Source organism: Nanhaiella sioensis (genome assembly GCF_046557775.1).
GTDB lineage: Bacteria > Bacillota > Bacilli > Bacillales > SM2101 > Nanhaiella > Nanhaiella sioensis.
Genome location: NZ_JBKAEG010000001.1, coordinates 761,585 through 776,633 on the forward strand (window position 1 = coordinate 761,585; position 15,049 = coordinate 776,633).

Here is a 15,049-nt window from a genome sequence, read left to right on the forward strand (position 1 = left end):
TAGATTTTATTACTCTGTAACATACCATTTTTCGAAATCGAGTACGCCAAATGGTGTAACTGTTACGCCTTTTAAGCGCTTGTTAATCGCCCAAGCATCTTCACGTTGTTCAAAGAAAATAACAGGTAGCTCTTCGTTAACAAGTTTTTGCCATTCGTAATAAATCTCTTTGCGGTGCTCAAGTACATCTTTGTTTGGATCCTCTGGGAATTGGACACCAGCTTTAATTAGCTCATCAGACTCTTCGTTATACCAGCGCCACATGTTCCACTTATCAGTACTTAACCAAATACCTGACGGATCTGGATCTGTAGCTAGTCCCCAAGCACCATGGAATGTTTCAACAGATGGATCATCTGCTTCAATCGTATCATAGAATAAGTTGAAGTCTTTTAGTGCTCCACCGTTTAATTGAGCATCAAGTCCAACACCTTGCCATGCTTGTAGTACGTATTGAGCACGAATCTCAGACGTTTCTGCACCACTCATCGCGTCAAAGTTAATTGTAAATTTATTACCTTCTGGGTCTTCACGGAAGCCATCACCATCAACATCAACATAACCAGCTTCATCTAAAAGCTCTTTTGCTTTTTCTGGATCATAATCATATGTGTTAATTTGATCATCAGGAATTTTTGCCCAAGAAACAGATGGGAAAGGAACATTTAATGGTTTTCCAAGCCCATTTCTAAAGCTATCCACAAATTCTTGTCGATTAATTGCATACGCCATTGCATGACGTAACGTTTTGTTTTGGAATTTCGGGTTGTCACTTACTACTACGTTGTTTTCAGTATCGTAATAACCCATATCAAAAGCGATATAGCTGTATGATAAAGCATCTACTACTTCATTCTCAAGGTTTGGTAAATCTTTAATAATCTCCCACTGATCAGAAGGTGCTGTGATAATGTCGATCTCGCCACTTTCAAGCAAACCTGAAGCTAATGCGCCATCTATTACTTTATACACAACTCCATCTAATAAAGGCTTACCATTCCAGTAATCGTCATAACGCTCAAGCTCAACCATCTCACCAGGTACGATGTTTTTCACTTTAAATGGTCCAAGACCAATTGGGTTTACACGAACTTGATCAGAATCAGGTACTTCTTTAGATGATAAATCTCCGTAATAATGTTTTGGTTCTGGTACTGTCCAGATGTTATCAACTAAGTTAACAGATGGTTCTGTTACTTTTACTTCAATTGTATAGTCATCTACTACCGTAATACCTGCAATCGTGTCAGCTTCACCTGCTTGGTATTCCGCTGCACCTTCAATCATTGCTACGTTTGCAAAACGAGCTCCTTCATAAGTAGGGTCAGCAATTAAGTACCAAGCATATTCCATATCCTCAGCAGTTAATTCTTCGCCATCATGCCATTTAACACCTTGCTTTAACTTAAACGTTAACGTTAGCTTATCTTCAGAAAGCTCCCAGTCTGCTAAGTTTGGTACAGTTTGTAAGTTTACATCAGTTGCAGTTAAGCCCTCCTGCATAAACTGTAAAATCTCTGAATCATCTGCACCTTCATAATAAGCATATGATAATACGCCTTTAAACGGTTGGGTAAAACCGTATGTTACAGTTCCACCTTCTTTAGGACCTTCTGTTGTAGCTTCAGTATCGTTTGAATCAGTTTCTTCTGTGTTATTATCATCTGCTGGAGCTGAAGCGTCATCCCCGCCACCACAAGCAGCTAAGAACAATGCTAGAACAAGCATTAATGAAAACAGCCATAATGATTTTTTCATAGTTCTCCCCCTAATTTATCAATTTTAGTTAATATAAGTGACATGCTACTTTATGACCTTTTTTCACCTCCTTCAAAACAGGTTTCACCTTCTGGCACTCCGGTTTAGCATGGGCACAGCGTGGGTGGAAGGCACAGCCTTCAGGTGGATTTGCTGGACTAGGTACGTCCCCTTCTAAAATAATGCGCTCTTTTTTCTTCCTTGGATCAGGTTCAGGAATTGCAGATAACAGCGCTTGGGTATACGGATGTAAAGGCTCAGCATATAAGCTTTCTTTATCAGCAAGCTCTGCGATCCCACCTAGGTACATAACACCAATTCTATCACTCATATGTTTCACTACACTTAAGTCATGTGCGATAAACAAATACGTTAAATCAAATTCATCTTGTAATTCTTTCAACAAGTTTAATACTTGTGACTGCACTGACACGTCAAGTGCGGACACAGGTTCATCGGCAATGATAAGCTTTGGGCGAAGTGCAAGCGCTCTAGCTATACCGACACGCTGTCTTTGTCCACCTGAAAATTCATGTGGATATTTATAGTATGCATCAGGAGGTAGCCCAACCTTCTTCAGCAAATCCAAGACATCATCTTTTAAATCTTCTTCAGAAACTTTTTTGTAATTGCGAATAGGCTCTGATACCAAACTTCCGACCATCATTGTAGGATTTAAGGAAGCATATGGATCTTGGAAAACCATTTGGAAGTCTTTACGCATCTGTCGTAGGGATGCACCTCTTAACTTCGTAATGTCTTGTCCATCAAAAATAATCTTGCCGTCTGTCGGTTCCAACAAACGTAAAATCGTTCTACCTGTTGTTGATTTACCACATCCAGATTCTCCTACAAGCCCGAATGTTTCACCCTTCTTAATTTCAAAGGATACATCGTCAACTGCTTTAACATTGCCTATCGTTCTACGTAAAATTCCACCTTTAATAGGATAGTAAGTTTTCAAATTTACTATCTCTAGTAAACTTTCTTTTTCTTCTAAAGTTGATTGTTGGCTCATTTACTCACCTTCACCCTTTCAGTAGGAAAGCTGTTTTCATATAACAAACAAGCTACCTCATGATTAACATTATCCTCTTTCAGCTGTGGTGTTAATTCTCTACATTCTGCCATTGCTTGTGGACAACGGTCAACAAATTTACAGCCAGTTTTCGGCATATTGACTAGGGAAGGTACAATTCCTTCAATAGAACTTAACTTTTCAACTTCCTCATCTAACTTAGGAATGGAGCCCATTAATAGCTTCGTGTACGGATGCTTCGGGTTGTAAAACAGTTCTTCTGCATTAGCTCTTTCAGCAATTCTACCTGCATACATAACTATTACTTCATCGCACATCTCTGCAACGACACCTAAATCATGCGTAATAAGAATGATTGACATATCATTTACTTCTTGAATTTCCTTAAGTAATTCAAGAATTTGGGCTTGTACAGTTACGTCGAGTGCAGTTGTAGGCTCATCAGCGATCAACAATTGTGGCTGACAAGCGATAGCCATTGCTATCATTACCCTTTGTCTCATTCCACCTGAAAGCTGGTGAGGATATTCTTCGACAATTTGCTCAGGTCTGGAAATTCCGACACTTTTTAATAAAGAAACACTTTTCAAGCGCGCTTCACGTTTAGAAATATTCATATGGTTAAAAAGTACTTCTTCAAGTTGAAAGCCGATTGTGAAAACTGGATTTAGTGCAGTCATCGGCTCTTGGAAAATCATAGAAATATCTTTTCCGCGAATTGTATTCATCTCATTATCATCTAAATCTTGCAATTCCTTACCTTTAAAATCAACTTGTCCACTTCTAATTTCTCCGTTGTGCTTTGGTAACAGTTTCATGATGGAAAGTGACATAACACTCTTTCCGCATCCTGATTCTCCAACAATTCCGACAATTTGCTTCGGCTTTACTGAGAATGACACATTATCAACGGCATTGTGGTATTCACCATCAATTTTAAAGGCTGTTTCTAAATTGCTCACCTTTAATAAAGGTGTTTCAGCGTTTTGACGAGAATTTGAACTCATAGTACACCTCTAATTAGTAATATATTTAATATGAATTTTTAAACATAATATTATAATAAAATATATTACAGATTCTTTACAAAATCAATATATTTTTTAAAGTTACAATATTTTCAAAATATAAAAAAAAGAAAAGTAGCTAGTATACTAGATTTTCTACTACTCCTCTTTAAGCATTTAATAATGATTAAAAGTCTGAATATTTAACGATGTCATTACTTTGGAAAGATAACAAAGTCTTTATCGCATCACCTTGATGATCTATACACGATTTCACTAATTGATATCCAACATTATAGCCTACCATTTTTGGAAAAAGTCCATGACCATATAGAAGCTGATCATGAATCCGGTGACTTCTTAACACATTCCTTTTCGGTTTTATTATTTTATTCCAATAATATTGAGCTTCATCCTGAGAGTAATAATTCGTCCATGCAGCAGCATATTTTTCCCCAAGTCTTTCCCTAACAGCATTTTCAGCGAGCCCCTCTAAGATAATCGTATCCAATAAAGTATAACTGTCATCATTTTTTTTGTACTTTGATAACCTACAAACATGATTATATTCATGTGTAAATAAAGCACGAATTTCATTTTTCTCATTTTGTGGAGAGACGAATAAAAATAGCTTATCTTTAAAAGCAACACCAGATTTACCATTGTATTCGCGCAAGCCAGGATTTGATGAATCGGCTGGAAAAATGATGATCGGTACATCTTCACCCACCCATTCTTTTTGTAAAAGTTGATGCTCTTTTTTTACAATTTCCCATACTTTATTCTCCTTGAGCTCATGTATACATTCCTTACCATTCCTTGAGGGACGATACATTCCAAAGGAACGTAGATATGAATAGATAGACCTCTCAGATGTTCCTCCAAATAATTTTGCTAATTTTTTACACAGTTTATATGGTTCGTCGTACCATTGATCCAACCATTCATAGGTAGATATTACAGGCATCTTTTTCACCCTTTTATTGTATGATTAATATCAACAATATGCGCTGTTTCGCATTAATTGATGTATCTCGTACGAAGAATAAATAGTCTTAGAAACTATCATTCATGCCATTCTTTCTTCTTATGAGATGAATGTTGTAAAATCATCAGCTTGTTAACTTTTTTTAAAAAGGCTGTTTTCGCATTGGTTGTTCTTTTACGTATTAAGAAATAAACACGTAATACACAACTAGAGTTCGTGACACCTTTTCTTCTGTACAACGATGATTAACATATAAAACTTCTTTTTATGGCACTAATTTGTAACTATGGCTACAAACTATACGAAAAGGGCCTAATCATGTTATTAATCACTTCTTAAAGAAGAATACAGTTTTCTTTTCATCATATGACAAAATGTTAATGTGAGTGCATAGGCCATATAAGCACAAAAAACTGGCATATAAAAATAGCCAGTTTTTTGGGTTATCATATTATTATTCATAATTTTTAAAGACTAATACTGCGTTATGACCCCCGAAACCTAATGAGTTACTTAACGCTACAGATACTTCCTGTTTTCTAGCTTCATTCGGAACGTAATCAAGGTCGCAATCAGGGTCAGGAGTTTCCAAGTTAATAGTCGGAGGAATGATTCCTTCCTTAATCGATAAGACTGAGAATATTGCTTCTATCCCACCGGCAGCACCTAGTAGGTGTCCTGTCATGGATTTCGTTGAGCTAATTGGTAGTTTTTCGGCATACGAACCAAACACTTCTTTAATCGCCATTGTTTCAAATTTTTCATTGTATTGTGTGCTCGTACCGTGAGCATTAATATAATCAATTTGTTCTGGTGTAAGGTCAGCATCCTCAATTGCTTGCCTCATTGCGCGAACCCCACCTTCTCCACCAGGTGCAGGCGCTGTAATATGATAGGCATCTCCAGTAGAACCGTAACCGACTACTTCTGCATAAATTTTTGCCCCTCTTGCTTTCGCAAACTCTAGCTCCTCTAGGACAATGATTCCAGCTCCTTCACCCATTACGAAACCATCTCGATTTTTATCAAAAGGACGGCTCGCTGTATCTGGATCTGGATTTGTTGACAACGCTGTATTAGCACAAAATCCAGCCATGGACATTTTCGTAATTGGTGCTTCCGCTCCACCTGAAACCATTACATCCGCATCTCCTCGCTGGATGACTTTAAATGCATCACCGATAGAATTCGTCCCTGTAGCACATGCTGTGACAGTACAAGAATTTATCCCTTTGGCACCAAGAGCAATTGACACTTGACCTGCTGCCATATCAGGGATAATCATCGGTACAAAAAACGGACTCACACGACGATAGCCTCGTTTTTGAAATGTTTCAAATTGATTTTCAAATGTTTCCATACCACCTATCCCAGATCCGATCCAGACACCAACTCTTGGAGCAATATCATCTGTGATTGTTAGGCTGGCATCTTTTACTGCCATCAAAGATGCCGCTAACGCAAATTGCGTAAAACGATCCATTTTTCGTGCATCTTTCTTTTCCATAAAATCTTCAGGGTTAAAGTCTGTTGCTTCACCTGCTACCTTAGCAGGATAATCATCTGGGTTCACACGCGTAACAGTTCCAATACCCGAAACACCTTTTATTAAATTTTCCCATGTTGCTTCCACTGATGACCCAAGAGGTGTAACAGCACCTAAACCTGTAATAACAACTCTACGTTTATTCATTGTAAGCATCTCCTTTGTCCATTTATACATGAATTACTCAACATATATTTTAAATAATTAAATTTTTGTTATTTCCCCCAACGGAAAGCAATAGCTCCCCAAGTTAAACCTCCGCCAAAGCCGACCATGACGAGCAAATCATCATCTTTGATCTTACCAGCCTCTAGCTCTTCAACGATGGAAATTGGGATTGAAGCAGCTGAAGTATTCCCATATTTATGCACTGTTTTTGACATTTTTTCTTCTGGTAGTTCGAGCCTTGTTCTCGCTGATTCCATAATACGAATATTCGCTTGATGAGGAATGAGAAAGTCAACATCTTCTTTTGTTAATCCAGCTTTTTCCAATACATTGACACTAGACTCACCCATTTGCCTTACTGCAAATTTAAAGACTTCACGTCCGTTCATAATGATATATTCATCTTGGTATAAATGGTTTGCACCGGTTCCATCCGCTCCTAGTTCAAAAGAAAGTAAGCCTCTATCTTCTGACACAGGCCCCATAACGACGGCACCAGCCCCATCCCCAAATAAGACAGCGGTATTGCGATCTTCCCAGTTAGTGATCTTAGACAATTTTTCAACACCAATGACTAACACATGCTTATAAGTCCCTGTAGATATAAATTGTTTGGCGGTTACCATGCCATACATGAACCCAGCACAAGCAGCACTTATATCCATAGCGTTCGCTTTACTTGCTCCTAACCTCTCCTGAATTCTGCATGCTACTGATGGAAATGGCTGATCTGGTGTCACCGTAGCAACTAAAATCATATCTACTTCATCAGCTGTGATTTCCGCATCTTTTAACGCTTTTTCTGCAGCAAAAAATGCCATGTCTGACGTATCAATATCATCATTGGCAATTCTACGTTCCTCTATCCCTGTGCGTGTACGAATCCACTCATCAGATGTATCCATCATCTTTTCCAAATCAGCGTTTGTCAACACACGTTCGGGTAAATATCGACCAATTCCTAAAATACCTGCATTCATATGCTAATCTCCTTTTTATTAATGGCTTTTTCGCATCGATTGATGTTTTTTGTATTAAGACAAAAATACGTATACAAGAAACAATTATGGTATCTTTTCTTCAAGACTATGGCATTCATACAAAAACTCATTTAGCTTTAACTATTTTGTAAAGATGGCAACAAAATTTATGAAAAGAGCCCTTATTAATAGTAAATATTATTACTTGGTACTAATTTTACTCCATATTGTTACCTTTTAGCAACTTTATTGTCTCAAAAAAATGGACGTTCACCTAAGTATCATTATGATATCCGTCTACAAAATTTGTTTTAATAAAACATATGCTATAAGTAAGGTGATTTTCGCATACATTGTGGTTTGCTTATTAAGAACTTAAAAATATTTACAAATAATTTGCGCGAAACCACTGCTAAGTTCAGGTTAGCTCCTAATTTAACTATGTTAAATTAGGAACAATAGCAGCAACAGTTACGAAATGATCCACGAGTATTAAAGCACATGAAGTGGGGTGATACTATGGAAAAAGAAGAACAACATTCGAGGGGTGCTGAAACAAGACCGGTTGATCCTTTTTCAAGGTCTTTATTCGGCCCACGAAGAGACAGAGACAGACAAACTCAAAATTTCAGAGAACAACAACCAAGTGTCAATCAGACACCACAACAACAAAATGATGAAATAGACTATGTGAAAATAATGGAACAATTGAATGATATTTATAACTCATATAATCAACTTAAACCAATGATGAAAGAGCTCACTCCGTTATTTAACTTTTTTAAAAAATCAAAAAAATGATTCAAGAATTACGAAGCTACCGCCTTTCATGAAAGAGATTATTTACTTATTACTAAAACACCAGCAGTTTTTACTCTTATATTCACACTTTTAATTATTCAATTTGATTAGGTAGCTTCCCCGTATCTTTATAAATCTGAATATAGCTATTTATTTTTTTCTGATAAGCTTGATCTATCTTTGGGCTAAATACCCCCATGGTAATAACTTCATCCTGAAAATCGAAATATAAATTTCCTGATTCAAGCGTTCCATCGTTATACCTTTCCGCAACAAGTTCATATAATATATCAACGTTTTGAACCGTACTCGTTAACACCGTTGCCTGTCCTAAATCTGATTGATCTGATACGTAACCAATTGCATACAGTCCATTTTCTTTCAGCCTCTCAATAACAGGAACATTAAACCCATCACCAGCAGGATAGACAACATCAACACCTTCACTAATCATTCTATCGACAACTTGTAATGCTAAGTCAATATCATTCCAATTTTGTACATATTCAACTTTTACCTCAACTTCATCGTTCGTTTGAAATAGTGCACCTTCAAAAAAACCATCTACCTCTGGCTGCCAATCAAACGCAGCTATAACCCCAACCTTATTGGATTGAGTCATTTTCCCAGCTACCATACCACCAAAAAAACCCATCGCATTTGCTTCAAAATTAAGGCTCGTTATATTTTCAATAACGGCATCACCATTAAAATATATAAAATGTATATTTGGGTATTGAGGAGCTATTTTATTAAAGTATTCCACATATTCATTCCCATGACCAAATATTAGATTTACGCCTTTGGCACTGAGGTCCTCAACTGCAACCTTTACAACAGCTTCGTTATTCATTCCTTCTTTTAAAAAAACATCTACATTAAAGTTAGACTGAATCTTTAACATCCCTTTATAACCCTTTGTCCCCCATACTTGATCATTAACTGTATCAGGTACGAGAAGACCAACATTGTTGATTTTATTGCCCTCTGAATTCTCACATCCTGCAATCATGAAAATATAAAGGAAAATGATTACTGTTAACAGCTTAGGCATTTACAGCAACTCCTTTAGCGACATAGGTGTAGTACTATTTATTCACTTCTATGTAACTAGTATACAAGCTTGAATTTATTTTACTTGATTACTATATCAAATTGATCATAGCTAACTCTTATTTTACCTTGACGTTTGCTCATTTGTAAAAGGGGAATTTTTTTACAATTACTAAATCAAATGTTTCATTATTTTTTTTGTGTGTGCTACCTGCTTCTTAATTCCTTCATCTATTGTTGTTTGTGGATAAAAATTTAATAATTTCCTTACCTTTGTCGTATCTATGATTGGGTATTTGTACTCATTTCTCAAAGATGATTCTTGTTCATAAATTAACTTATAACCATAAAACCATTCACTTTCATTACCGCTTGCAAAATGTATGATTTCGTTTGATAAATTATTTGACCCAAGAACATATAAACTATTTAATAAATCACGAATATATAAAACATCACTTGTGTCTTCATGTATAGTGGGGTGATCAGAGTGGAGATCAGTAGTTACAATCCCATGCTGAAACGCCATTTCCATAGGTTGCCACGGTCCATATAGCGTTGGTAAACGGACAATAATGTATGGAAATTCTAGATCATTTTCTTTGTTCATCACTAATATTTCTTCACGATGGTGTAATAATCCGTTCAATGATTTAGGTGTTGGTTCTGTTTCTTCATTAATTACTTGCTCATTACGATTAAACATATCAAGTGTAGATACGAGGATTAATTTACATTTGCGCAGAGCACAAAAATTAATTACTTTCGTTAATAAAGTGAGTGACTTCTCTATATACTTTTGTTGATAAAATTCACTTTTTATATGAATTGTAGGATCAAACAAGCAATAATATATCGCGGAGCTTGTGTCGATATCGCCCTTGTGAATTAAAGGTGAACCCTCTTCAAGCTCAAGTAAATGAAAATTAGCATTTCTACCCAGGTGCAACATTTTTTGTTCAATAAATTTATCACACTTTTCAATCAAAGGGTTTCTCACACCAAATACTTCCATCCCTTCTTCCAGAAGGTAACAACTAAGATTGAATCCAACAAAACCCATCGCACCAAATACCATCGCCTGCTCCAATCTTTCCCCTCCTCCGACCATTTCCTCATTAATTTGATTTCACTAAACAGTATCAATTGTTACGCAATTGTTAAAAAGCCTTTTCATACAAAGGTTTCTTTAGTCTATACAAAAATGTTTCTTGCCTTTTTTTCTTCTATTTAAAATAACCACTTATAAATCCACTTTGCAATTTTAACTTAATAAAAGAAGCAGCTAAGTTTATTTAAACAACCACTCTAAGCAAATCTTATATTAATGCTGTTTTCGCATTGATTGTTGGTGTTCGTTATAAGATAATAGCACTTTTACATCTAGCGTTCGTGGCATTTTTTCTATTTTACATTTATTGAGCTACAAAAAACTCATCATATAATAAACAACAAATTTCCCTGTATTAAAGGACCTTTTCATTCTCTCTATAAAACCGTATGATAGATTGAGCAATGCTATTACGCTTTTCTTGTAAGTGATATGCAAGTGTAATAGGAGCACTCATACTTTTTCTTAATTTCTCATACTTTCTACTATGGATCATTGGATTATAATAATAGTTGTCTACTGACTGCCATATTTTAATATTTGTACTATTATTTTTATACTCTTGTTTAAGGTTCATTAAATGAACTTCTGCATTTTTATCATCAATATCATGTGCTGCTGCAAATTCTTTTAAAAAACGTTTGTAAAAAAATTTGTTGTCTTTTTCCGCATTTGCCTGTGCAATTAAATCAATACATGGGTTTAATAAAACCGTAGAACGAATTTTAGCTGCATCATCCTCCATTAATTGCAAAGCTACTAAAGCTCCCATCCCTTCTGCTAAAACATGAATACGTTTATTTAAAATCTCTTTACGCATAATTATGTGATACAACCTTTTTGCTAACAATAGTGCTTTTGGACTTCCCCAATGTTCATTATATAAGTTGGAATAAAACACCGTATATCCATTGTTAGAAAATGAATCTAATAACAAACTTCTACCCATATTTTGCATCCAAAAACTCGTCTGTTGATCTACATAATGGTTTTTATCACCTATCACAAATACACCAAAACCATTCGGTTTATATGGAATATGGACAACGTTCCATTCTTTATCTAATTGTAGAAAGCGTTTTAGTTCTTCCATAGCTCCCCCGCCTCACACTAATCAAGCTGTTATTCATTCTTTACAATGTATGATTGTATTTACCAAAATGTAAGTCGTAACATCTATTTATTCTATATAATATTTATGATATGATTAACTTAAAATGCATAATAGTGGGGTGATAATATTGCGTTATTTTTGGACTTTTTTCTGGACATTTTTATTAGTACATATGGCTACTTATGTAGGCAGCTCAATGCTTGGTGCTGTATATAGCTTTACAACAGGTACCGTATTAGCTGTTGCATTTACCCTTTTTGTATATATCATTGGGGAAGCACTTCCAATCGAGCCTACTGAAAACCATTAAAGAAATTCGATTTCGTGAAAAACTTCGGAATCGATTGAATATTTAGGGCTTTTTTTGAACGTTAATTATATACGTGCTTAACTCTTATAACATAAAGCAACAATTAATGCGAAAACAGCCCTATTTAGTAAATAAAAAAGTCTTGGGATTAACCCAAGACTTTTTTATTTTTTTCTTTTCTAAAGACTCTTTTCATAATTTTTGTTCCTACTGTAGCAAAAATAGAAGAAAAAGAAACCTTGTATTCTGGATTATGTTTTAATATGAAAACAGTGTTTCTATATGTCCATCAATTTACTCGGTAATAATGAGTTACAAAATCTAACTAACCTATAAATAATTATAGATACATTTACAAATTCTCACTCACTACTGATGTTGATTTGTCCATTTTTTGCATCAATTTTCACATGATCATGATCGTTTATATGACCGGCAATGATTTCTTTTGCCATTAGTGTTTCTACATGTTTCTGGATAAACCTTTTTAACGGTCTCGCTCCGTATACTGGATCGAAGCCTGATAATCCTATATAATGTTTTGCTTCCGCTGTAACTGAAATTGATATGTGCCTCTCTTTTAGACGAACTTGCAGCTCGTTAATCAGTTTTTCAACAATTCCATTGATAGACGCTTGAGAAAGTGGCTTGAACAAAATGATATCATCAACTCGGTTAAGAAATTCCGGTCGGAAATGTCCTCGTAGTTGATCCAGAACTTGATTTTCAATAACATCGTTTATTTGCCCAATCTCATTCATCCCATCTAACAGAAACTGAGACCCTATATTTGAGGTCATTATTATTACTGTATTTTTAAAATCAACTGTTCGACCTTGTGAATCTGTAATCCGTCCGTCATCTAAAATTTGTAACAATATATTGAATACTTCTGGGTGTGCTTTTTCAATTTCATCTAACAATACTACTGAATAAGGCTTTCTACGAATCGCCTCAGTTAATTGGCCCCCTTCTTCATATCCAACATAACCTGGAGGTGCACCAATAAGCCTTGAAATCGCATGCTTTTCCATATACTCAGACATATCAATTCTGATCATCTGTTCTTCACTGTCAAATAATGCTTCAGCCAATGCTTTTGCAAGCTCTGTTTTTCCTACGCCAGTTGGACCTAAAAAAATAAATGAGCCGATCGGTTTATTTGGATCTTTTATTCCTGCTCTTGCCCTTAGTACTGCATCAGCAACCAGTTCAATTGCCTTATCCTGACCAATGACCCTTTTCCCTAATATGCCAGCAAGTCTCAGTAACTTTTCCCTTTCACCTTCAACAAGCTTTGTTACTGGAATACCCGTCCACTTGCCTACAATATTCGCTATTTCTTCTTCGGTTACTTCTTCCCGTAATAAACGATTCTCTGGTTGTTGGTCATTTAACTGCTGCTCTAGTAATTTATATTCCTTTTCTAATTGTGGGATTAGTCCATGTCGTAGCTCTGCAGCTTTGTTTAAATCATAATTATTTTCAGCTTCTTCAAGATCTCTTTTTGCTTTTTCAATTCGTTCTCGTAACAACTGAATATTTTGCAACCCTTCTTTTTCAAGTTGCCACTTGCCTTTCATAGCTGCAGCTTTCTCTTTTAAATCTGACAGCTCTTTTACTAAAATTTCAAGGCGGTTTTTACTAACGATATCCGTTTCTTTTCTTAAAGCGGCTTCTTCAATTTCAAGTTGCATCATTCTTCGAGTGACTTCATCTAATTCAGCAGGTAAAGAATCAATTTCTGTTCTTATTTTTGCACAAGCCTCATCGATAAGATCAATTGCTTTATCTGGTAAAAAGCGTTCAGATATATACCGATCAGATAATGTTGCAGCAGCAACAATTGCTCTATCATGTATGTTCACCCCATGATGAATCTCAAATCGTTCCTTCAATCCTCTTAATATGGAAATGGTATCTTCTACAGTAGGTTCATTAACAAGCACTTGCTGAAAACGACGCTCTAATGCAGGGTCTTTTTCAATATACTGGCGATGCTCATCAAGCGTTGTAGCACCAATACAATGGAGCTCACCTCTAGCTAACATCGGCTTTAGCATATTCCCAGCATCCATTGCCCCTTCTGTTTTCCCTGCACCAACAATCGTGTGCAATTCATCTATAAACAACAGAATTCTACCATCGCTTTTTTTCACTTCTTGCAATACAGCCTTTAATCTTTCTTCAAACTCTCCACGAAACTTTGCACCTGCTACAAGCGAGCTCATATCTAATGTAAAAATAGTTTTATCCTTCAAACCTTCTGGAACATCTTTACGCACGATACGTTGCGCAAGACCTTCAACAATCGCTGTTTTCCCAACACCTGGCTCTCCGATTAAGACTGGATTATTCTTTGTTTTTCTAGATAAAATTCTAATAACTCTTCGTATTTCACTATCACGACCAATTACCGGATCAACTTTCCCTAAGCGAACTTCAGCAACGAGATCACGCCCATATTTTTTTAAAGCTTCATAAGTAACCTCTGGGTTTTGACTTGTCACTCTTTGGTTCCCCCTTATCTCAGCTAAAACCTTTAATAATGAATCTCGAGTAACACGGTGTTGTATGAACAGATCCTTCATTTCTGATGATGCCTTTTTGTTTACGATAGCCAATAACAGATGTTCAATAGAAATATATTCATCTTTTAAAAAATCAGCTTCCTCTTTTGCATATATAAAAAGCTGTTGTAACTGGTGAGTTATATATACTTTACCAGCCTCAACCCCTGCTCCAATTATTTGAGGTTTCTTATGTAACAGTTCTTCTACTTGCTGTTTAATAAGTTGGATTTTAATATCTAAGTGTTGAAAAATCGTCTTTACTAGCCCATCTTCTTCATTTAAAAGTGTGTACAATAGGTGAACAACATCTACCTCCTGATGATGGTTTTTAATAGCTAATGTTTGGGATGACATAACAGCCTCTTGTAGCTTTTGCGTCATATTATTTAGCTCCATCCAAATCCCCCCAAAAAAGTAGTTTGACTTTTTTTGACCTTTAATCATATTATATATGGATTCTTGTGGAAATAAAAGTATATAGCAAAAAATCTCCTTTAACATAGACGTTACAAATGTTGATTGTGTAGTCTAGTTAAAGGAGATAGTATGATATTCAGACTGGTTTCTTTCGTACAGATTGTTGCTACAAGTATTAACATAT

At 35.8% G+C, this 15,049-nt stretch carries 12 protein-coding genes; 2 read left to right on the plus strand and 10 right to left on the minus strand.

Annotation, left to right across the window (positions count from 1 at the left end):
• Nucleotides 1-9 precede the first annotated feature (9 nt).
• From opp4A to V1503_RS03630, 6 genes are all read right to left on the minus strand, one after another.
• A complete protein-coding gene (gene opp4A / locus V1503_RS03605) occupies nt 10-1,758 on the minus strand; it encodes an oligopeptide ABC transporter substrate-binding protein (protein WP_410624907.1) in 1,749 nt (582 codons plus the stop codon).
• 28 nt (nt 1,759-1,786) lie between these two features.
• Entirely contained in the window at nt 1,787-2,776 is a 990-nt protein-coding gene (locus V1503_RS03610) for an ABC transporter ATP-binding protein (RefSeq protein WP_410624909.1), read from the minus strand.
• A complete protein-coding gene (locus V1503_RS03615) occupies nt 2,773-3,804 on the minus strand; it encodes an ABC transporter ATP-binding protein (RefSeq protein ID WP_214482601.1) in 1,032 nt (343 codons plus the stop codon). Before V1503_RS03615 ends, V1503_RS03610 begins: the two co-directional genes overlap by 4 nt.
• A gap of 187 nt (nt 3,805-3,991) precedes the next feature.
• The gene (locus tag V1503_RS03620) at nt 3,992-4,771 is read right to left on the minus strand and encodes a DUF2268 domain-containing putative Zn-dependent protease (protein ID WP_410624911.1); all 780 of its coding nucleotides are present in this window, start codon (nt 4,769-4,771) and stop codon (nt 3,992-3,994) included.
• Between the two features lie 475 nt (nt 4,772-5,246).
• Entirely contained in the window at nt 5,247-6,485 is a 1,239-nt protein-coding gene (fabF, locus tag V1503_RS03625) for a beta-ketoacyl-ACP synthase II (RefSeq protein WP_410624912.1), read from the minus strand.
• Between the two features lie 68 nt (nt 6,486-6,553).
• Nucleotides 6,554-7,486: a beta-ketoacyl-ACP synthase III gene (locus tag V1503_RS03630; RefSeq protein ID WP_410624914.1), complete on the minus strand. Its 933-nt coding sequence runs from the start codon at nt 7,484-7,486 to the stop codon at nt 6,554-6,556.
• A 519-nt stretch (nt 7,487-8,005) separates the two neighbouring features.
• Between V1503_RS03630 and V1503_RS03635 the strand changes: the two genes are divergently transcribed.
• Nucleotides 8,006-8,287, plus strand: a complete 282-nt coding sequence (locus tag V1503_RS03635; protein WP_320258236.1) for a hypothetical protein — start codon at nt 8,006-8,008, stop codon at nt 8,285-8,287.
• Nucleotides 8,288-8,381: 94 nt separating this feature from the next.
• Here V1503_RS03635 and V1503_RS03640 read toward each other — a convergent pair whose 3' ends face one another.
• From V1503_RS03640 to V1503_RS03650, 3 genes are all read right to left on the minus strand, one after another.
• Entirely contained in the window at nt 8,382-9,341 is a 960-nt protein-coding gene (locus tag V1503_RS03640) for a BMP family ABC transporter substrate-binding protein (RefSeq protein ID WP_320258235.1), read from the minus strand.
• A 171-nt stretch (nt 9,342-9,512) separates the two neighbouring features.
• Nucleotides 9,513-10,430, minus strand: a complete 918-nt coding sequence (locus V1503_RS03645) for an NAD-dependent epimerase/dehydratase family protein (RefSeq protein ID WP_410624917.1) — start codon at nt 10,428-10,430, stop codon at nt 9,513-9,515.
• Nucleotides 10,431-10,806: 376 nt separating this feature from the next.
• Complete coding sequence (locus tag V1503_RS03650; protein WP_214482595.1) at nt 10,807-11,544, minus strand: alpha/beta hydrolase; 738 nt, start codon at nt 11,542-11,544, stop codon at nt 10,807-10,809.
• Nucleotides 11,545-11,692: 148 nt separating this feature from the next.
• Here V1503_RS03650 and V1503_RS03655 point away from each other — a divergent pair, with 148 nt between their 5' ends.
• Nucleotides 11,693-11,875 carry a YjzD family protein gene (locus V1503_RS03655; protein ID WP_214482594.1) on the plus strand — a complete coding sequence of 61 codons (183 nt, stop codon included), beginning with the start codon at nt 11,693-11,695 and terminating at the stop codon, nt 11,873-11,875.
• Nucleotides 11,876-12,237: 362 nt separating this feature from the next.
• On the opposite strand, the gene clpB is transcribed toward V1503_RS03655, so the two are convergent.
• Nucleotides 12,238-14,844, minus strand: a complete 2,607-nt coding sequence (clpB, locus tag V1503_RS03660) for an ATP-dependent chaperone ClpB (RefSeq protein ID WP_410624920.1) — start codon at nt 14,842-14,844, stop codon at nt 12,238-12,240.
• Nucleotides 14,845-15,049 lie beyond the last annotated feature (205 nt).

Bases quoted from the DNA above. Each gene is read 5' to 3' on its own strand.
- opp4A (WP_410624907.1), bottom strand. From the start codon at position 1,758: ATGAAAAAATCATTATGGCTGTTTTCATTAATGCTTGTTCTAGCATTG.
- V1503_RS03610 (WP_410624909.1), bottom strand. From the start codon at position 2,776: ATGAGCCAACAATCAACTTTAGAAGAAAAAGAAAGTTTACTAGAGATA.
- V1503_RS03615 (WP_214482601.1), bottom strand. From the start codon at position 3,804: ATGAGTTCAAATTCTCGTCAAAACGCTGAAACACCTTTATTAAAGGTG.
- V1503_RS03620 (WP_410624911.1), bottom strand. From the start codon at position 4,771: ATGCCTGTAATATCTACCTATGAATGGTTGGATCAATGGTACGACGAA.
- fabF (WP_410624912.1), bottom strand. From the start codon at position 6,485: ATGAATAAACGTAGAGTTGTTATTACAGGTTTAGGTGCTGTTACACCT.
- V1503_RS03630 (WP_410624914.1), bottom strand. From the start codon at position 7,486: ATGAATGCAGGTATTTTAGGAATTGGTCGATATTTACCCGAACGTGTG.
- V1503_RS03635 (WP_320258236.1), top strand. From the start codon at position 8,006: ATGGAAAAAGAAGAACAACATTCGAGGGGTGCTGAAACAAGACCGGTT.
- V1503_RS03640 (WP_320258235.1), bottom strand. From the start codon at position 9,341: ATGCCTAAGCTGTTAACAGTAATCATTTTCCTTTATATTTTCATGATT.
- V1503_RS03650 (WP_214482595.1), bottom strand. From the start codon at position 11,544: ATGGAAGAACTAAAACGCTTTCTACAATTAGATAAAGAATGGAACGTT.
- clpB (WP_410624920.1), bottom strand. From the start codon at position 14,844: ATGGAGCTAAATAATATGACGCAAAAGCTACAAGAGGCTGTTATGTCA.